Origin of the sequence: Pseudoalteromonas sp. TB41, from assembly GCF_000497975.1 — a bacterium.
In the GTDB taxonomy this organism is placed as follows: Bacteria; Pseudomonadota; Gammaproteobacteria; order Enterobacterales; family Alteromonadaceae; genus Pseudoalteromonas; species Pseudoalteromonas tetraodonis.
Genome location: NZ_AUTH01000088.1, coordinates 39,524 through 59,094, shown reverse-complemented (window position 1 = coordinate 59,094; position 19,571 = coordinate 39,524). Strand labels below are relative to the sequence as shown.

The window sequence follows — 19,571 nt, the reverse complement described above, 5'->3', positions numbered from 1 at the left end:
CACGGCTAGCGCATTTTAATCCCAGATTCTAACAGGGTTGAGCGATAATCATCGTCTAGCCCTGCCATTTTCTTTTTTCTCGCCATACTGGCTGTTTTAGTTGTATCTTGTTTAAATAACGCCATGGCTATTTTTCTCATTACGTTAAAAACAAGGGGTCCTTGCTTCTTACGGATTCTTGATTCATCTTCCCTAAAGTTCATATCCAACATCCAATGCATACTTTCAACCTGCCAGTGGCTTCGTACCGCATTAAGTGCTTGCTCCGCACCTAACGCTAACGAACTAATATACCAACGCGTTTCTATCGTGTCTGTACCTGATGATTTATCGTGAACCTCAGCGGTTACTTGAATAACACTCTTTAAGCCAGACCATTGGTAGATTTTATCTAACCAGCTTTTATCAATAAGCAATTGCTGACAAACCCTTGTTTCAATGCGCCCATGCCCTGAGCTTATTTCGGTATGTTTATCATAGTTGCTATTGGTCAATCCTTCGCGCTCACTCTTGTGCCACCAAGCTTCTAATTCACTCTGCATACCTGAATGGTTACCTTTGAGCGCTAGGATATAATCAGCTTTTTGTTTAATTATTTGTTTCGCTATTTCTTGCTGGCAGCCCATAGCATCAAGTGTAATGATGCTATTTTCAATATCTAGCATGGTGAGTAACTCAGGTATGGCTGTGATTTCATTTGTTTTGCTATCAACGGCTGTTTGCCCTAAAACTAACTGGTGTTGGCAGCTCCATGCACTGACGGTATGTAAAGCACTTTTTCTATCTTTGGTTGTAAATGAACGACGTGCAGTTTTTCCATCCATAGCAATAATATCAGCACCCGTGGTTTCAATAAGTGAAGATATCCAAGATTGAAATGCATGCTCTATTTCATCTGATTTTAACCGACAAATGACACGGGCTATGGTGTCGTGTCTTGGAATACCCGCGTTGAAAGCGCCATATCTTTTTAACCAATCAAGTTTTAGATGCCCAAAGTCTTCAATATCCTCCCATCCTTGTGCACCGGAGATTACTGCACTAATGGCTAAAAGGAGAATATCGATAAGCTCATGCTTTTTACAGCGTTCAATGCGAGGATCGGTAATTGAATTAAAGTGTTTCAGAAAAGTAGCGCTCATATTTTACGTGACCAAGGTGATTATTATGTCTTGATCTGATCACTACATATTCTATAAGTTCAATTTATAATGATCTTGCCGTGGTTGATGAATCACGTCTCTAGCTAGATACTTTGAGAATAACTATGAGTATGTATATACTCACATTCAATAAAAAATGATAATAATGCTCAGATTATGACCAAACTAGGCTTGCGCGATTCTGTTTTAACACTCACCCTGATCCCCACAGTGATCATCGGGCTATTACTAGGTGGTTATTTTACAATAAATCGTTACATTGAGCTTGATGAAATTTTATATCAACAAGGCACAACGATTGCTGAACCTCTGGCTATTTCACTTGAACAGCCTTTACTGGAAAAAAATAAAAAACTGCTTAATCGCATCATTCGCTATACACACAACAAACACTCCCCTTCGATTAAATCGATTGCCATCTTTAATGATAACAACCAACTTATTATAACCAGTAATTATCATCGCTCATTCGACACTTTAATTGAGCAAACGCAATTAAATGGCTTTAAAGCCACCTATGTTCAGCAAAGTGAAGACTTAGTAACCTTTTTCACCCCTATCATTAACCATACAACCCCCAATAGCGACTGGAATACTTCTGAGTTCCAAACCTCGTTGGGCACCGTTGTGATTCAGCTTAACCGCGACAAAGCTGTTATTGGCCAACAACGAGCATTATTGGTCAGCGGTATTATTATTATTCTCGCCTTAGTATTAGCCGCTATTTTAGCGCTAAGACTTAGTCGGATGTTTATGACCCCACTTAATAAGTTAGTACTTGCTACCGACAGATTAATTGAAGGTAAAAGTCAAACCGGATTAACTGAACCCATGAATGGCGAGTTTGAGTTATTACGTGAGGGGCTCAATACCATCTCGCATTCTATGGTGATGCAAAAAGATGAAATGCAAAAAAATATTGATCAAGCAACCAGCGATTACCGCGAAACGCTTGAACAATACGAAACACAAAATATCCAGCTCACCATGGCTAAAAAAGAAGCACAGGATGCTAACCGTGTTAAATCTGACTTTTTAGCTAAAATGAGTCATGAGTTACGCACCCCACTTAACGGGGTTATTGGATTTACCCGTCAGCTTTATAAAACGCCTCTGAATAAAAACCAAAAAGATTACCTTGATACCATAGAGCTTTCGGCTAACAGCTTAATGACTATTATTAGTGACATATTAGATTTCTCCAAGTTAGAAGCAGGAGCCATGGAGCTTGAGTCTATTCAGTTTCAACTGCGCGATAGCGTAAACGAAGTAATGACATTACTAGCACCTAGCGCACACGACAAACAACTTGAGCTTTCTATTTATATTAATCCTCAGGTGCCCGACCACTTAACCGGCGACCCCACACGGTTTAAACAAGTGCTGATTAACTTGTTAAGTAACGCAATTAAATTTACTGAAAAAGGCGCGATAAAAGTTGATATTAGCCATCGTTTGCTTGATGAAGAGCGCACCTCTGTCTTAGTGTCAGTCGCAGATACTGGGGTAGGTATTCCAGCAGATAAACAAGACGCGCTATTCACCGCCTTTGGTCAAGCCGACTCCAGTATTACCCGCAAATTTGGCGGTACCGGCTTAGGGCTTATTATTACTAAACATATCGTTGAAGCAATGAGCGGCCGTATTACCTTAAATTCAGCCCCTGGTAGCGGTACTTGTTTTACCTTTAATGGCATATTTAGATTACCAAATCATGTACTTATCAACGATTTGCCTACCCAGTCATTAATTGGTAAACGTGTTCTTTATTTAGAGCCGCATAAGCATACCCATCATGCTGTTGCCTCATTATTACAAGAGTGGAAAGTCAGTGTCACTCCTTGCTATAACGAAACCGAATTTTTAGAGTGCATAAAAAATTCAGAGATCAATTTTGATATTTGTCTTATTGGTCACATGGCATCAGTTGACGATATGCAGCGTTTAAAAAGCTATGTAAAAGCGGTTAGAGAATCAACCGATTATTTATATTTAATGCTCAATACCGTATCGCACAACATGCGCGAAGCCTTCATCGGCAGCGGCGCTGACGCCTGTTTGAGTAAACCTCTTAATCACCGAAAGCTATGTGAGCTATTAGCTGCGCCTTATCGACTCGACCACCCGGCACATAATATAGAACAGCATGAACAAACCCTGCTGCCACTAAAAGTGTTAGTGGTGGATGATAATGACGCTAATTTAAAATTAATTTACACCCTACTCAACGAGCAAGTTGAATTAATTGACACCGCACATAATGGGTCACAAGCGTATAGTTTAAGCAAAAGCCATAAATATGGTGTGATTTTTATGGATATTCAAATGCCTATAATGGATGGTATTACAGCCTGTAAACTCATTAAAGAGTCATCTTTGAATGAAGATACGCCTATTATTGCCGTGACGGCGCATGCACTTAATAGTGAAAAAGAACAGTTATTAAAAGATGGTTTTGAAGGTTATTTAACTAAGCCTATCGATGAAGATATGCTAAACCAGATTATTTGCGATCATAGCCCGCAATTACCAGTGAGTCGTGATAAGTCAAAAAGCACATTTGAACATAGCCCTGCTCCTTTTGATAGCACTCGCCTTGACTGGACGCTGGCATTGCAACGTGCAGGCGGTAAAGCAGAACTGGCCAATGAAATGCTTAATATGTTACTGCTAAGCGTGCCCGAAACCCTGAACTTACTAAATCAAGCAATAAGTAACGAAGATTGCCAACAAGTATTGAGCGTTATTCATAAGTTCCATGGCGCATGCTGCTATACAGGTGTGCCCAAATTAAAAGCGTTGGCTGAGGTTATTGAAACCTCACTTAAAAATAAGTGCGCACTTGAGAACATAGAGCCTGAGTTATTTGAGCTGCAAGACGAGCTTGAAAACTTACTCGTTGATGCCAACATTGATATCACTAATAAATAAGCTCGTCTTTAATATTGTTAATTATAACTCTACGCGCGAGCTTCAAGCATTAAGCGTTTCATATCACGAACCGCTTTATCTAAACCGTCAATGGCTGCGCGGGCAATAATAGCGTGGCCAATGTTTAGCTCATAAATCTCTGGCATCGCCGCAATTGGTTTTACATTGTGATAATGCAGACCATGGCCAGCATTAACAATTAAACCAATACTGGCTGCATATTTCACCCCTTGGCGAATGTGCTCAAGCTCTTTGGCAGTGTCTTCATCGTTGGTGGCATCTGCGTAAGCCCCAGTGTGAATTTCAACATAAGGTGCACCACACGCTTTTGCTGCATCTAACTGCGCTTTATCAGCATCAATAAACAGTGATACTTTAATTCCAGCTTGCGTTAATGTTTTAGTTGCAGCGGCTATTTTATCGATATTGCCTGCCACATCTAAGCCCCCTTCAGTGGTAAGCTCTTCACGTTTTTCAGGCACTAAGCATACATATTCAGGTTTAACCTCAAGTGCAATAGCAATCATTTCATCGGTTACTGCGGTTTCAAGGTTCATACGTGTTTGAATGGTTTTAGCCATTACATACACATCGCGGTCTTGAATGTGTCTGCGGTCTTCGCGTAAATGAATAGTAATGCCATCAGCACCGGCATGCTCTGCAACACTGGCTGCATGGGCAGGATCAGGATAAGAAGTGCCTCGTGCTTGGCGAAGCGTTGCAATATGATCTACGTTCACGCCTAGAAGAATATCTTTCATTTTTGTACCTGTGAAATTTGTTTATTGAGAGGCCGTAAATAATTCACGACTTTTTAATGGCTTGTTGCCCAACAATGGTTTTAATAAATAACGACTTAATTGCTTTGCCATATATAACACATCCGCTTGGCTAAAGTCATGATTTGCTATGGCATTGAGTTGTGAACCAGTAAACCCAGAACGCGAGTCGTGTTGCACCGCAAAGCCCACTTCTGCAAAGTAGCTATACGTTTGCGTGTCATCAATTGGCTCACCATCCGCATCAAAACTAAAATCAACCCCATAACCTAGTAGCTCTAGCAATTGAAACTCATAAGAGCGCAGTACCGCTTGCATGTCAGTCCCGCTATTAAGGTTTTCTAGGTGAGTTTTATAAAGTTGAAAAACCTGATCAATGGGTTCATTAATCGGCACAATTCGGTTGGTTAATTCATTTAAATAAAAGCCACAGTAAAGATTATCACCGGTTAAAAATAACGGATTACCATGAAGCTCAAATTTATTGATGTACTTTAAATCGTATTTGCCATTGTAATGGACTAGTAAGGCTTGAAATGGTTGGAGTTGGGCTTTGTATTTAGTGGCCTGGCGGCCACTAACTCGTGCGAGCATTCTAAGCTGGCCAACGCCTTCTACTAGCATATCGAGCATTACTTGCGAGTCGCTATATGGACGCCGATGTAATAAATAAGCTTTATAGAAATCGCTGTCCATAAACTATGCTGCGTATAAAATGTTAATCTTCACCGTAACCTAAGCTTCTTAAGGCACGCTCATCGTCAGCCCAGCCCGATTTAACTTTAACCCACAGTTCTAAAAACACTTTATTTTCAAGCATTTCCTCTAAGTCTTTACGCGCTTCACGGCCGATTACTTTTAGCTTTTCGCCTTTGTTACCAATTACCATGCGCTTTTGCGTTTCACGCTCAACTAGTATCAGGCCATTAATATGCCAAATACCGTTTTCTTGCCATTTAAACTGCTCTATTTCCACAGTCACTGAATACGGTAACTCTTCACCCATAAAGCGCATTAGCTTTTCACGGATAACTTCAGCCGCCATAAAGCGCATTGAGCGGTCAGTTACGTAGTCATCAGGAAAGTAAAATTCGCACGGTGGTAAGCGCTTAGTCACTTCTTCTTTGATCAGGTTAATGTTTTTACCCTGAGTCGCAGATACGGGCATAATACCGACAAAATCAAACTTATCGCCTAAAAACTTCATATGTGGAAGTACAAGGTCGCGATCTTTCACTTGGTCAATTTTGTTAATAACTAACAATACCGGCTTGCCACTTTGGCTTACTTTGTTAAGTACCATGTCGTCATCGGCATTCCAATGAGTGCCTTCAACCACAAAAATGATCAGCTCAACATCACCAATTGAGCTAGACGCTGCACGGTTCATTAAACGGTTAATAGCACGCTTTTCTTCAACGTGCAGGCCTGGGGTATCGACGTACACCGCTTGGTGCTTACCCTCAGTATGAATACCCATAATACGATGGCGCGTGGTTTGTGGCTTACGTGAGGTAATACTGACTTTTTGCTCAATAATTTCATTAAGCAGTGTTGATTTACCCACGTTAGGACGGCCAACAATCGCAACCATGCCACAAAATGTGTCTATCTCGCCTTCATGAGGCTGTATTAAGGTATCAAGATTCATTTTTAAGTATCTTCAATGCTTTTTCGGCCGCTTTTTGTTCGGCTTTACGCCGTGAGCTGCCAACAGAAATAATGCTATCCATTCCATCAACAATACATTCAACCGTGAATGTTTGATTGTGTGCCTGACCTTTAGTATCAACTACGGTGTAGCCTGGTAATGATAGCTTACGAGCTTGCAAATACTCTTGCAGCTGGGTCTTAGGATCTTTTTGGTTAAGCCCTGGTGAAATAGCATCTAAACGTGATTCATACCACGCTAAAATAAGCTCGCCGCAGCGATCTATGTCTGAATCTAAAAATACAGCGCCAATAATAGCTTCAACTGCATCCGCTAGGGTTGACTCGCGTCTAAAACCACCACTTTTTAGCTCGCCAGGACCTAAGCGTAGGTAATCACCAAGCTCAAATTCAAGGCCAAATTCAGCTAAAGTCTGGCCGCGAACTAAAGTCGAACGCATGCGGCTTAAATCGCCTTCGCGTGCTTTAGGAAATTTAGCGTACAGTGCATTGGCAATGACAAAGCTCAAAATTGAGTCGCCCAAAAATTCGAGTCGCTCGTTATGTTGACCTTTGTGGCTGCGATGCGTCATTGCTTGCTCAAGTAACCCTTGATCAGCAAATGTGTAGCCAATTCTTTTGTATAACTCTGTTACATTTTTTTTCATTGTTACTGAATATTACCTAGGCGTTCAAAACGAACACCAGTTGGAACCCATCCTGGTAAAATGTCATCTGGGCCATTATCAAATTCAAAACTCATCCATATAAAGACAGCTTTACCCACCAAGTTTTCTTTTGGTACAAAGCCCCAAAAGCGACTATCTTGGCTGTTATCGCGATTATCACCCATCATAAAGTAATGATCAGCTGGAACCACCCACTCATCCGCAGGTGTGCCCAATTGCTGGTAGTAACGCCCCTTACGTTCAGGCGATTTTGGGTTGATTAAAATGTCATGGTTAGTCGTGGTTAAATCTTCATTTAAACGCGCTAAATCCATTGGGCCTTGCTTAAATTCATTATCATTAATTAATTTAAAATCAATTTTATTGAATTCATTACAAAGAAGTGCGCCCTTTTGAACTTCACCTTCTTCGCATTTTGGTTGAATATATAAACGCTTATCACGATAAACAATTTTATCGCCAGGTAAACCTATAGCACGTTTAATATAGTCCACTCTCTCATCTAACGGGTATTTAAAAACAACAATATCGCCACGCTCTGGTTCGCTTACATCCACTAATTGGCTGCGCCATACTGGGTCTTTAATCCCATAAGAATACTTTTGCACTAAAATAAAATCACCCACTAATAAGGTGGGCATCATTGAACCCGATGGGATCTGAAACGGCTCAAAAATAAATGATCTAAAAATAGTGATAGCAGCAATCATCGGAAAAATCGACTTTGCTGTTTCAGTAATCATTGGCTCAGGCGCAATCAATGCTGCGGTTTCTTCATCAAGTTGACCACCGGCAGAAGTTTGAGCAATTGCTAAACGTTCCTGCCTTTTAGGGGCAAACATTAAGTGATCTATTAACCATATTAGACCTGAGCCTAAAGTTAACAACACCAATAAAACTGAAAAGTAGCCAGCCATTTATTATCCTTTATTTTTATTTACCAACTTTCAAAATGGCTAAGAACGCTTCTTGAGGCACTTCAACGTTACCAAGTTGCTTCATTCGCTTTTTACCATCTTTTTGTTTTTGAAGTAGTTTTTTCTTACGGCTCACGTCACCACCGTAACATTTAGCGATTACGTTTTTACGTAGTTGCTTAACAGTCGTTCGAGCGATTACGTGTTGTCCAATCGCTGCCTGAATCGCAATATCAAACATTTGACGTGGTATAAGTTCTTTTAACGCATCAGCAAGCTGACGACCGCGTGATTGCGCGCTGTCGCGGTGAACAATAATAGCCAGGGCATCAACACGCTCGCCATTGATAAGTATATCTACACGCACCATGTCTGAGGTTTGGAAATGCTTAAAGTTATAATCAAGCGAAGCAAAACCACGGCTTGTTGATTTTAGCTTATCAAAGAAGTCCATTACCACTTCAGCCATTGGCAGTTCATACGTTACTGCAACTTGCTTACCGTGATAACTCATTTTAGTTTGCATACCGCGCTTATCAACACATAAAGTGATTACGCTGCCTAAGTACTCTTGTGGAACTAAAATATTAGCTTCTACAACCGGCTCACGTATCTCTAAAATATCGTTTACTGGCGGAAGATCAGACGGGTTATCTATTTGTGTCGTGCCTTCTTTAGTCACTACCTCGTAAATAACCGTCGGCGCCGTGGTGATTAAATCAATGTCGTATTCACGCTCTAAACGCTCTTGGATAATTTCCATGTGCAGCATACCTAAGAAGCCACAACGGAAACCAAACCCTAATGCGGTTGAATTTTCTGGTTCAAAGAATAACGACGCATCGTTTAAGCTTAGTTTGTTAAGTGCATCGCGGAACGACTCGTAATCATCTGACGCAATTGGGAACATACCCGCATAAACTTGTGGTTTAATTTTTTGAAAACCAGGTAAGCGCTCAGGTGCCGCATTTTTTTGATGAGTAATAGTATCGCCCACCGGTGCACCGTGTATTTCTTTAATACCGGCAATAACAAACCCTACTTCACCTGTACGTAAAATACCGGTATTAGTTTGTTTAGGTGTGAAAATACCTACATGATCTGCAGTATGAATATGCTCATTCGACATAATTTTAATTTTGTCGCCCGCGCGAAGTTCACCATGCTTAATACGCACTAGCGATACAACGCCTTGGTACGGGTCAAACCAAGAATCGATAATTAGCGCTTGTAATGGCTCGTCTTTATCACCAACTGGTGGCGGTACATCTTTAACGATCATTTCAAGTACTTCGGCAATACCCACACCTGTTTTAGCACTACATTGCACGGCATCAAGGGCATCAATACCAATGATGTCTTCAATTTCTTCGGCTACACGTAATGGGTCAGCTTGTGGTAAATCAATTTTATTTAGAACCGGTATAACTTCTAAGTCCATTTCGATGGCGGTATAACAGTTAGCCAATGTTTGTGCTTCAACACCTTGGCCAGCATCAACAACCAATAATGCACCTTCACACGCGGCTAATGAACGTGATACTTCATAAGTAAAGTCAACGTGACCTGGAGTGTCGATAAAGTTGAGCTGGTAGGTTTCACCATCGTTTGCTTTGTAGTTTAACGTTACACTTTGCGCCTTGATGGTAATGCCACGCTCACGTTCAATATCCATTGAATCCAGAACCTGCTTCTGCATTTCACGGTCGGTTAAACCACCACAAACTTGGATCAAACGGTCAGAAAGGGTCGATTTACCATGGTCAATGTGGGCGATGATCGAAAAATTACGGATATGCTTCATAAACTGGATTCTAAACTTCTATTTTAAAGGACTAAGGTCGCATGCCTAAATAACTTGAAAATACTTGCTGTGTATTTTCAAGTTACTGTGGCATAAAAACGCAATTTTACATTTAATTGGCGTCAATCACCATCTATTTGAGTTAAAGGGAGGCTAATTGGATGAATTTTTATCACTTTTATCTCATGTCTTAATGATTTCACCCATGTTTTAGCAATTAAAAAGCCGGTGATCCCACCCAATATCGCGGCTAAAATTTGCCAGCCTTCGGCTAACAATATCAATTCACTGGCTATTAAAGCGAATATTAAACTCAAAAACAAAGGCAGCATGTAAACTGCAAAGGCATGCTTTACAACATGGCTATCATCCAATGACAAAGTTACTTTTTGGCCTATTTCTAACTGTGTTTCAAATTTATAAGGTAATGTTTTTTTGGCGGTACCAAATAACTTACTAAACACTTGTGAGCCACAACGTCCATTACAGCCTTCACAGGCCTGTTTTTGTTGGGCTTCTAAATGCGCAACGTGGCCACTAAGGGCCACGACGGTTAACGTTTGTTCAATCATAGTTTAGTTACTTATAATGCCCGCGATACAGACTCAGCAATGGCTTTGGCACTCATGGTTGGAATGTTTCCCACCACAGAGACATCAAAATTTCCGCCGTTGTGTACATAAATCGTAGTTGCCCCTGAGGTGAGGGCACCGCTTAAACGCTTACCCGGTAGTGGTCGTTGTACAAACACAGATACTTCAACAAACCCATCAGAAAATAAATAATAGTCTGTTAATTCATTATTTAAGTCGAGCTTATGCCTGTCTGACTTAAGTAATTCAAACCCCTCAGGTAACCAGCCAATAGTCCAATTCATGGCATTCGCTTTAGTTTGTTCATCAATTGAATTGGCAGGTAATGGGGTTGGAAAGTTACGATTAAGCACTTCTAATAATAAGTTTGCCGGTTGCTCAGTCACGCTAATATGAGTGAGCTGTAATTGCTCAAGCGCTTCACCTTGATGATTAACATACGCCGCTTTTAATAATAACGACGACTCAGTATCAATCCATATCCAATAGTTGTATTTGTCTTCGTTTTTAGATTCAATTCGAACTAATTGCGCGGGACGCCCAGCAATACGGCCTTTACCACCAAGCACAAAATCATAATGCGCACTTAAGCGGTTAATATCTTTAAAAAGCACTTCAGGAATAGGGCCGGCAATTGAGTCGGTTGTTAATGAATACGGCTCTGATTGTGGCTCAAAATAGGTAACTTGGTTGTCAATGCGGATCATTTCAAGGCCAGCACCGTTGAGTAAACTCAAATGCTCAAGCTCAACGTCCCCCTGTTTAGCATGCACCCAACGGTAGGGCTCCATACTTTTGCCTTTAACAACAACAAAAGAGGCATCAAAATTACGTGTATGAACTGCACTGGCCATTTCAAGCAGTAAATCTTTAGCGGGGTTTGTGTCATTGGCGAAAGCATTAAAACTTAACACCAACGACATAACAAAAGTTATTACTTTCATCTAATTAGTTTTTTTCCTCTTGTGACGTTTCATCTGTTTTCGCAGTTTTCAACGAATGAGCCACACGTGCTTGACGCTGGTGTTCAAGTACTAGAGCGCCAATACGTTGCTGTTGAAGCTCTCGTAAGCCTTTCTCTGCGTTCTCTAGCGCCGGTGCTGATGAATAACTCACTGGCGATGCCATGCCGGTTAACGGCGTGGTTTGTAATAAAGGAATTTCGTTTTGCACAGCATCTTCACCTTGCGGCAAGGTGTTCACGCCAACAATAGTAAACATTGCCACGCTAGCTGCAATTGCTAACTGCGCAACCGGCTTGCGCCAATTAAACGCCACGATTTTATTATCGGCTTCAGTATTTACCGGCTTTGCCACACTTTCAGACTGGCTAAAGTCTGCATAAACCGGCTCACTATCAAGTGCTAACGAAATGCGATCGCTAATATCAAAATCCATATTTTTGTTGTTTTCTTTAGCTCGCATTGCATCACCGATTAACGCGTAACGGCCAAATGTAGCTACATCAGCAGATGCAATCTCGGCATCATTTAATGCTTGCTCACCGTCAAGTAATGCTGATAACGATTCGTTATCTAAGCGGTTAACGTGTGCTTTTGTCATACTAAGACTCGCCTATTAATGGGTTTAATTTGTTATCAATTGCTTCACGGGCACGAAAAATACGCGAACGCACCGTCCCGACTGGGCAATCCATCACCACGGCTATTTCTTCATAGCTCATCCCCTCAATTTCTCTAAGGGTAATCGCGGTTTTTAGATCTTCAGGCAAACTATCAATCGTATTAAAAATAACAGCGCGTACTTCTTCGCTTAATAGTAAATTTTCAGGTGACGCGTTAGAACGCATTGAATCTGCACCTTCATAAAACTCGGCATCGTCAGCATCTATATCATTTGCTGGCGGTTTACGCCCTTGAGCCACTAAATAATTTTTAGCACAATTAACGGCGATACGGTAAAGCCAAGTATAAAAAGCACTATCACCACGAAAGTTTGGAAGGGCACGATACGCTTTAATAAACGCCTCTTGTGCTACATCAGCAATGTCACCCTGATTTGATACATAACGTGAGATCAAACCGGCTATTTTGTTCTGATACTTCTTAACTAATAGGTTAAAGGCGTTTTTATCTCCCTGCTGGACCCTTTTCACTAACGCTAAATCTAATTCCTGCTCGCTCATTCGAGCCGGTACTCCTCTGATTGATTCTTGCTTATTATTCATAGTGTCGCCATTGTTCACACCTACTCTGACCCTTAGATGAATAAAAAGTTCTGCTTCATATTGTTTTTTTATAAAATAGCTAAAAAATTACGTATTTATACGCTAAAACCACTTCGTGGTAGTGCTACAAATATGGTACAACTATAAGTATTAAAAATAAATATTGCTCTATCTGAGCATTGTAACCGCAAAGTACCTCACAGATGAACCAAAATAAACATCACATTACCGATGTCGCTATTATTGGTAGCGGCGCAGCAGGCTTATCACTTGCTTTATCTTTGGCTAATTACTGTAACGTTACCGTAATTAGTAAAGGTGAATTAACCGAAGGTTCTACTCTTTATGCCCAAGGCGGAATTGCCGCTGTTTTTGATAAAAAAAATGACAGTATAGAGTCTCACGTTGAAGATACCTTAGACGCCGGTGGCGGTTTATGCGACAGAGAGGCGGTTCATTACACTGCCAGCAATGCTCATGACTGCCTGCAATGGCTGATTGACCAAGGCGTGCCTTTTGATATGGAGTTTGATAGCAAAGGTAAAGAGCGCTTTCATTTAACTCGTGAAGGTGGGCATAGCCACCGACGCATTTTGCATGCAGCCGATGCCACAGGCAAAGCTGTGCAAACAACCTTGATTAGCCAAGTTCAAGCGCATAGCAATATCACCTTGTTAGAGCATTACAACGCGATTGATTTAATTACCGATAAAAGTATCGGCAAAACGGGTTCACATGTTCATGGCATGTATGTGTGGAATAAAAAAGCCAAAAAAGTAGAAACAATTGGCGCAAAATTTGTTGCCCTAGCAACGGGTGGCGCAAGTAAAGTATACCTTTATACCTCTAACCCTGATGTTTCTAGCGGTGATGGTATTGCCATGGCATGGCGTGCAGGGTGTCGCGTTGCTAATATGGAATTTAATCAATTTCATCCAACCAGTCTTTATCACCCTGAGTTGCAAAACTTTTTAATTACCGAAGCAATGCGTGGTGAGGGAGCCTATTTAAAACGCCCAGATGGCACGCGATTCATGAAAGAGTTTGATGAGCGAGAAGAACTCGCCCCGCGCGACATAGTCGCGCGCGCTATCGATTTTGAAATGAAGCGCCTTGGTGCAAATTGCTTATATTTAGATATTAGCCACAAAGACAAAGATTTTATTATTGAACACTTCCCAACGATTTACGCCAAATGTTTAAGCGTAGGGCTTGATATCACCAAGGAGGCAATTCCTGTTGTCCCTGCTGCGCATTATACCTGTGGCGGCGTTATGACCGACTTTAATGGCAAAACCGACTTAGCTAATTTATACGCTGTAGGTGAAGTGGCTTACACTGGGCTGCACGGTGCTAACCGTATGGCAAGTAACTCATTATTAGAGTGCATTGTATTTGCCCATGCAGCAGCAAAAGACATTTTGAGTAAAATAGAGACCGCTCCTGCACTGGTTGAGTTACCTAGTTGGGATGAAAGCCGCGTATCTAACTCAGATGAAGAAATCGTGATCACCCATAACTGGCATGAGCTGCGATTATTTATGTGGGATTATGTTGGGATTGTGCGCTCAACCAAACGACTTGAACGCGCGCTTCATCGTGTTGAACTATTACAGCAAGAAATCCACGATTACTACGCGAACTTTAGAGTGAGTAATAACTTACTTGAGTTACGTAACTTAGTTCAAGTAGCCGAGCTTATAATTAGAAGTGCTATGGAACGTAAAGAAAGTCGCGGACTGCACTTTACCATTGACTACCCAGAGCAAAACGAAAATCCAACGCCAACTATTTTGACTCCAAAGCGCAATTAATTGCCGCAAGTGTTGCCCGTTTTAAACGCGCATAGCTTTGCTCATCAACACTATTGGCTGAGATAATCAGCCAATAGTTTTCACTAAAGCCATTAATATACAACCACACACTGCGACCAAGTAATCGGCTTTGCTTACCAATAACCCCTTGAATTAGCAGCTTTTCATTCTCAAAACGAAATTGATTTGGCTCTAATAATATAACGCCCTGCTCTGGCTGAGCAGCCACGATTTTTCGCCAAACGATAATGCCAGCAACGATATTAAGCGCAATGCAAAAAAGAGTTGCCAAAATAGAAGTGGTAAATAAGCATAATATTAAAGTTAGCACACAAAAAAAGACCACAATCTGTTTGTGGTCTGTCTGATTATTTGTGACGGTAAACCTATACACGAACTCGGTCTAAAATTAGCTCAACCATACTGTTTAGCTCAACGTCTTTACATTTTTCATGGCCCATAAACCAAGCAAATAAATCTGGGTCTTCTTGTGTTAATAAGCGCTGAAAAGTCGCCTGCTGTTTAGCATCTAACGAATCATAAGCTTCTTCAACAAACGGCATAAACAAAACATCTAGTTCTAACATGCCACGGCGGCAAGCCCAACGGATACGTGCTTTACTATGTATTTCAACCATTTTAAACCTCATATTTAATTAATTCGAGTTTAACAAATGCACGTTAATTTAACAGCACTAAATTATAAAAAAACAACGCTTGTTGGTGGCTGTACCATCGGCTTTAACTACGTTATTATGTGGTTTCATTTGTTATTGCAAAGAAGGTGTTTATGTCTCTGGTTTATGCATGTCCTTTATCACATCAGGTTATTAGCCTCTCAGGCACAGATAAATTATCTTACCTACACGGACAAATCACTCAAGATCTCAATAAAATCAACAACAACAACTTTTTGTGGACAGGTCACTGTAGCGCAAAAGGTAAGCTGTGGGGTGTATTTAAGCTATTTTCTTACCAGCAAAACTATTATTTAACCGGATCAAGTGCTGAAGTAGAACGCTCACTGGCTGAGTTAAAAAAATACGCTGTATTTGCAAAAGTTGAAATTAATAAAGCCCCAGAGCGATTAATTGGTTTATTAGGTGATGACCTAACTGATTTGCTTACGCAACTTGATATTCACTTTAGTGACGATGCCACAGCATGCGACTTTGCTAACGGCAAAGCCCTTAAACTTGCGCCAAACCGCGTTTTACTTATGGTTGATAGCCAATTTTGCTTACCTGATGAAGTATCTACCCTCGACAACGACGCTATGTGGCAACAGGCCTCACTGCTAGCTGGTGAGCCTCAGTTAAGCGTTGATGCAATTGATGAATATGTGCCGCAAATGGTTAACCTTCAAGCCATCAATGGCATCAGTTTTAAAAAGGGTTGCTACACCGGCCAAGAAACCGTCGCACGTATGAAATACTTAGGTAAAAATAAACGTGCCATGTATATCGTTACAGGGCAAAGTGAAGGATTGCTCGATGCACCCGATATCGAAACCCAGTTAGGTGAAAACTGGCGCCGCGCGGGCAAACTTATTGCGCAAAGCTTTAATGAAAAAACACACACTTTAACTGGCTTAGTTGTGTTGCCAAACGATACTGACACCGCTCAGGTTCTTCGTGCAAAACATACCCCTTCGGTAGAGCTAAACATTCTGCCTCTACCTTACTCTCTTGAAGATGAATAATAGGAATGACTATGATCGTTGCAGCAAATAAAGTGGTAAAAATGCATTACTCTGTACTAGATAATGACGGCAATACCATTGATAACTCATTTGGCGGTGAGCCATTAATTTTTATCGTTGGTACGGGTTACCTGATCTCAGGACTTGAAAACGCGCTGCAAGGCAAACAAGCTGGCGATACACTAAGTGTAAAAGTTGAACCTGAAGAAGGTTACGGTGAGCGTCATGATCACCTCATGCAAGCCGTGCCAAAATCAATGTTTGAAGGCATGGACATTGAAGTGGGCATGCAATTTCGTGCAACCACCGATGACGGCGACCAGTCAGTCATGATCATCGATATTCAAGACGAAGAAGTGATTGTTGATGGTAACAACCCACTCGCTGGTATTACGCTCAATTTTGATGTAGAGATTTTAGAAGTACGCGATGCAACGGCTGAAGAGCTTGAGCATGGCCATGTACATGGTGAAGGCGGTTGTGGTCACGATCACTAAACCCTAACCCAGTAATAAAAAAAGCGCCTCAGGCGCTTTTTTTATAGCATATTATTATGCGTACGTAATTTAACTTGAGGCTCTGCTGCAGGTGCTTCGCCAGGGGTTATTTTATCTTCAAGCGCAGCAACTAATCCTGCTTGGTCATTAGTCCCTAAGCGGTATTGGCTGCCATCTTTAAGCGTTAATTGCACGGCACTAAAGCCTGATACTGAATAAATCCAACCATCATGTGTAATGCGAATACCAATACCGTGACGGTATGAGTTTTGTACTGCTTTTACGTCAACTATGTCCTCTAGTGCTAATTTTTGACCCGCAACGCCTGGACCAAATGCCCAGCTAATATGGGCTTCATCAACTTTAATGGTTAAACCATGAAATAAAAAACCCACCAGCAATAAAATACCTGCAAATACCATTAACGGCACATCGGCACCCATTAAATTCCATGCAAGTGCAACAAAACCACCTATCCATGCCAATACTACAAATATAAATACCGCATACTGCTTATGCTGATACATAACACTCTCAATTAAAAAGTTAAAAAATTAAAAACTGTATACTAACGTTGCGCTGAGCTCTGAATCATATTTAAGCTTATCTTCTTCAGGCTTAGAGTTATAACGGTACATATAAGCAAACTTGAGCGATACAGCCCCAACCACTTGGCTAATTAAGGCGGTTTCTGACTTTAACCGTGAGTTAAGCCCAGATAAAGACTGCTCTATACTAATGTCTTGGTTAAATCGGGTGCGCTTAGATACTAATCGCTCCCATTGCATGGCAATACGTAACAAGTAACCCATTTTGTCTTTATCGTCTTCGCTTATTGTTGACTCATCATCAGCAACGGAGCGATATAAACCAGGGCCAATATCTATATCTACTTTGTTTTTAACCCCTTGATAAATACGTGCACCATAGCCGGTTGCCACCGTACTTTTAAAATCCAGACCGCTAAATTCATCCTCTTCATAATCGCCATAAATAAAGAAAGACGAATTTTTAACACCAACTTTATAGTTACCCTGCGCAGAAACAAACACGCGATTAGCCGTAACATCCGACTGGCCCGTTTCTTCATTTTCGTCACGTTTGTATAAGGAATCTATTTTGAATTGATTACGCCAGTTTTCAAAATCTTGGTAAAGATTACCTTTGAGTTTAAAACTGGTTGAGTTGGTATTACCTTTACTTAAAATAAAACCAAACTCGGTATCACCATAAAGTACTTCGCCTTTGTGTAGCTCATGAATTTCTTCATCGGAGAGCTCCCCATATTGATGAAAATCTTCAAAGGGATCCACTGCCCAGCTGTAGGAGCTAAATAATAAAAGCAGTAATACAACGTACTTTCGCAAAATACATTCTCTTGCAAATGGTAATAATGAAAAGGGGCCGAAAAAGTTATTCACTTTCTTTCCATAAAATATGGCAAAAAGGCGCGTCTTTATCACGGCTAATTAAAATTTTCGCAAATAAGACGTCTTCGTTATCAAACTCAAGGCCCACTAATACTTGAATAAAATGCTCAGGCTCTATTTCTAGTGCAACAAAATCTTGCCACTGTTCATCGGGCTCATCTTCTTCAATAAAGCCAAGTTCTTCACGATGCAGGTTAAATTCTTCAACATCTTTATCACTCAGGTTGTTGGGAGCCAGCTCCAAAAAAATATCATAAGCTTGATGGGTTGCTTCTTCTACCGTAAATAAACGTGGACCTGACATGAGTGGTTAACCTCTGAGCTTTTAAGTTGGCGCCATAATATCAAAAGTTGTTAGTGTTTTGATAAAAAAAACACGTTAAATACTGACTTTTTTACTTTTACCTAATACTTATAGATATTAATGGATTGGTTAGCATTAGGGTCTGTTGACTTTTAAAGATTAAATTTGCCTTGAAAGATAACAGACCGCAATTGCATTAAAAAATTCACTTTGTTTTTTATTCATCTTCACCCACTTTACTTAGCACAAATAAAAACATAAGCTCAAGTAACAGGTCAGAGGAGTGCAAGATGATAAAACTAGAAAAAAAACAGGGCATTGCCACCGTCACATTAAATCGAGTAGAAAAACAAAATGCCTTAAGCTTTACTATGTTTATTGAGCTTAACAAGGTGATTAAAAATATTAAAAAAGATGCCAATATTCGTGCGGTTGTATTAACCGGTGAAGGCGAACACTTTTGTGCAGGGCTTGATATTAACGCGGTTATGGCCTCGCCAATGAATATTATAAAACTCCTATTTAAATGGCTTCCTGGTAATCAAAATTTAGCGCAAAAAGTAGTACTTGGTTGGCAATCATTGAGTGTGCCTGTTATTGCCAAAATAAACGGAAATTGCCTTGGGGGTGGATTGCAAATAGCACTGGGTGCCGATTACCGGATTGTTCACCACGATGCCAAACTCGCCATTATGGAAGCGCGCTGGGGGTTATGCCCAGATATGGGCGCTAATGTTATGCTTTCAGGCTTAGTAAAACGCGACCAAGCGCTTTGGTTAGCAAGTCACGCAAATCCAATAAACGCACAACATGCTTTTGAACTAGGTTTAGTAACCAAAATAACCGACGATACAGATAAAGCAACTAAAGAGATGCTTGATACACTGCTAGCGCGCTCACCTGACACATTAGCCGCAATAAAGCGTGTAACTCAACAAAGCTATAAAGCTCCTGCTCGAAAAATACTCGCTAAAGAAACATGGAGCCAAATTCGCTTACTGATCAACCCTAATACTAAAAAAGCCATTGCTAAAGCTAAAGGGAAATCTGATATTGAGTTTACAAACGCCAAGCGCTGGTAACATTGATGGTAATACTAAGGCACAATGC

The 19,571-nt window shown here is 40.8% G+C and carries 21 protein-coding genes; 5 read left to right on the top strand and 16 right to left on the bottom strand.

Going from position 1 to position 19,571, the window contains the following annotated elements:
* Positions 1-5: 5 nt before the first annotated feature.
* Positions 6-1,142 (bottom strand): ISAs1 family transposase, encoded by a 1,137-nt coding sequence (locus tag L641_RS0115160; RefSeq protein WP_024602346.1) that lies wholly within the window; start codon positions 1,140-1,142, stop codon positions 6-8.
* 177 nt (positions 1,143-1,319) lie between these two features.
* On the opposite strand from L641_RS0115160, the gene barA reads away from it, so the two are divergent.
* Positions 1,320-4,094, top strand: a complete 2,775-nt coding sequence (barA, locus tag L641_RS0115155; protein ID WP_024602345.1) for a two-component sensor histidine kinase BarA — start codon at positions 1,320-1,322, stop codon at positions 4,092-4,094.
* Positions 4,095-4,123: 29 nt separating this feature from the next.
* On the opposite strand, the gene pdxJ is transcribed toward barA, so the two are convergent.
* The 10 genes from pdxJ to rpoE all read right to left on the bottom strand — a co-directional run bounded on the left by pdxJ (position 4,124) and on the right by rpoE (position 12,672).
* The gene (pdxJ, locus tag L641_RS0115150; RefSeq protein ID WP_010387803.1) at positions 4,124-4,855 is read right to left on the bottom strand and encodes a pyridoxine 5'-phosphate synthase; all 732 of its coding nucleotides are present in this window, start codon (positions 4,853-4,855) and stop codon (positions 4,124-4,126) included.
* Between the two features lie 21 nt (positions 4,856-4,876).
* On the bottom strand, positions 4,877-5,569 hold the full coding sequence (recO, locus tag L641_RS0115145; RefSeq protein ID WP_024602344.1) for a DNA repair protein RecO: 693 nt from the start codon (positions 5,567-5,569) through the stop codon (positions 4,877-4,879).
* A gap of 22 nt (positions 5,570-5,591) precedes the next feature.
* A complete protein-coding gene (gene era / locus L641_RS0115140) occupies positions 5,592-6,524 on the bottom strand; it encodes a GTPase Era (RefSeq protein ID WP_013465632.1) in 933 nt (310 codons plus the stop codon).
* On the bottom strand, positions 6,514-7,191 hold the full coding sequence (gene rnc / locus L641_RS0115135) for a ribonuclease III (protein ID WP_024602343.1): 678 nt from the start codon (positions 7,189-7,191) through the stop codon (positions 6,514-6,516). The genes era and rnc overlap by 11 nt, the downstream gene beginning before the upstream one ends.
* A gap of 2 nt (positions 7,192-7,193) precedes the next feature.
* Complete coding sequence (gene lepB, locus L641_RS0115130; RefSeq protein WP_013465633.1) at positions 7,194-8,129, bottom strand: signal peptidase I; 936 nt, start codon at positions 8,127-8,129, stop codon at positions 7,194-7,196.
* A 16-nt stretch (positions 8,130-8,145) separates the two neighbouring features.
* Entirely contained in the window at positions 8,146-9,933 is a 1,788-nt protein-coding gene (lepA, locus tag L641_RS0115125) for a translation elongation factor 4 (protein ID WP_024602342.1), read from the bottom strand.
* 122 nt (positions 9,934-10,055) lie between these two features.
* On the bottom strand, positions 10,056-10,505 hold the full coding sequence (locus L641_RS0115120; RefSeq protein WP_013465635.1) for a SoxR reducing system RseC family protein: 450 nt from the start codon (positions 10,503-10,505) through the stop codon (positions 10,056-10,058).
* A gap of 11 nt (positions 10,506-10,516) precedes the next feature.
* Positions 10,517-11,470 (bottom strand): MucB/RseB C-terminal domain-containing protein, encoded by a 954-nt coding sequence (locus L641_RS0115115; protein ID WP_016899682.1) that lies wholly within the window; start codon positions 11,468-11,470, stop codon positions 10,517-10,519.
* 4 nt (positions 11,471-11,474) lie between these two features.
* A complete protein-coding gene (locus L641_RS0115110; protein WP_024602341.1) occupies positions 11,475-12,089 on the bottom strand; it encodes an RseA family anti-sigma factor in 615 nt (204 codons plus the stop codon).
* Position 12,090: 1 nt separating this feature from the next.
* Positions 12,091-12,672 (bottom strand): RNA polymerase sigma factor RpoE, encoded by a 582-nt coding sequence (gene rpoE / locus L641_RS0115105; protein ID WP_010387792.1) that lies wholly within the window; start codon positions 12,670-12,672, stop codon positions 12,091-12,093.
* Positions 12,673-12,917: 245 nt separating this feature from the next.
* Here rpoE and nadB point away from each other — a divergent pair, with 245 nt between their 5' ends.
* Positions 12,918-14,528 (top strand): L-aspartate oxidase, encoded by a 1,611-nt coding sequence (gene nadB, locus L641_RS0115100; RefSeq protein WP_013465638.1) that lies wholly within the window; start codon positions 12,918-12,920, stop codon positions 14,526-14,528.
* On the opposite strand, the gene L641_RS0115095 is transcribed toward nadB, so the two are convergent.
* A complete protein-coding gene (locus L641_RS0115095; RefSeq protein ID WP_013465639.1) occupies positions 14,503-14,859 on the bottom strand; it encodes a hypothetical protein in 357 nt (118 codons plus the stop codon). The genes nadB and L641_RS0115095 overlap by 26 nt on opposite strands.
* A gap of 55 nt (positions 14,860-14,914) precedes the next feature.
* Positions 14,915-15,166 carry a succinate dehydrogenase assembly factor 2 gene (locus tag L641_RS0115090; protein ID WP_013465640.1) on the bottom strand — a complete coding sequence of 84 codons (252 nt, stop codon included), beginning with the start codon at positions 15,164-15,166 and terminating at the stop codon, positions 14,915-14,917.
* A gap of 152 nt (positions 15,167-15,318) precedes the next feature.
* On the opposite strand from L641_RS0115090, the gene L641_RS0115085 reads away from it, so the two are divergent.
* Both L641_RS0115085 and L641_RS0115080 read left to right on the top strand, forming a co-directional pair.
* The gene (locus tag L641_RS0115085; protein ID WP_016899678.1) at positions 15,319-16,230 is read left to right on the top strand and encodes a folate-binding protein YgfZ; all 912 of its coding nucleotides are present in this window, start codon (positions 15,319-15,321) and stop codon (positions 16,228-16,230) included.
* An 11-nt stretch (positions 16,231-16,241) separates the two neighbouring features.
* Positions 16,242-16,727 (top strand): peptidylprolyl isomerase, encoded by a 486-nt coding sequence (locus L641_RS0115080; protein WP_013465643.1) that lies wholly within the window; start codon positions 16,242-16,244, stop codon positions 16,725-16,727.
* Positions 16,728-16,768: 41 nt separating this feature from the next.
* On the opposite strand, the gene L641_RS0115075 is transcribed toward L641_RS0115080, so the two are convergent.
* Genes L641_RS0115075 through L641_RS0115065 form a run of 3 tightly spaced genes read right to left on the bottom strand, consistent with a single transcriptional unit; the run spans position 16,769 to position 18,461 of the window.
* The gene (locus L641_RS0115075; protein ID WP_013465644.1) at positions 16,769-17,254 is read right to left on the bottom strand and encodes a hypothetical protein; all 486 of its coding nucleotides are present in this window, start codon (positions 17,252-17,254) and stop codon (positions 16,769-16,771) included.
* Positions 17,255-17,281: 27 nt separating this feature from the next.
* Positions 17,282-18,094, bottom strand: coding sequence for a DUF481 domain-containing protein (locus tag L641_RS0115070; protein ID WP_013465645.1), 813 nt, complete (start codon positions 18,092-18,094; stop codon positions 17,282-17,284).
* Positions 18,095-18,140: 46 nt separating this feature from the next.
* A complete protein-coding gene (locus L641_RS0115065; RefSeq protein ID WP_013465646.1) occupies positions 18,141-18,461 on the bottom strand; it encodes an HI1450 family dsDNA-mimic protein in 321 nt (106 codons plus the stop codon).
* Positions 18,462-18,751: 290 nt separating this feature from the next.
* Between L641_RS0115065 and L641_RS0115060 the strand changes: the two genes are divergently transcribed.
* A complete protein-coding gene (locus L641_RS0115060; RefSeq protein ID WP_024602340.1) occupies positions 18,752-19,543 on the top strand; it encodes a crotonase/enoyl-CoA hydratase family protein in 792 nt (263 codons plus the stop codon).
* Positions 19,544-19,571 lie beyond the last annotated feature (28 nt).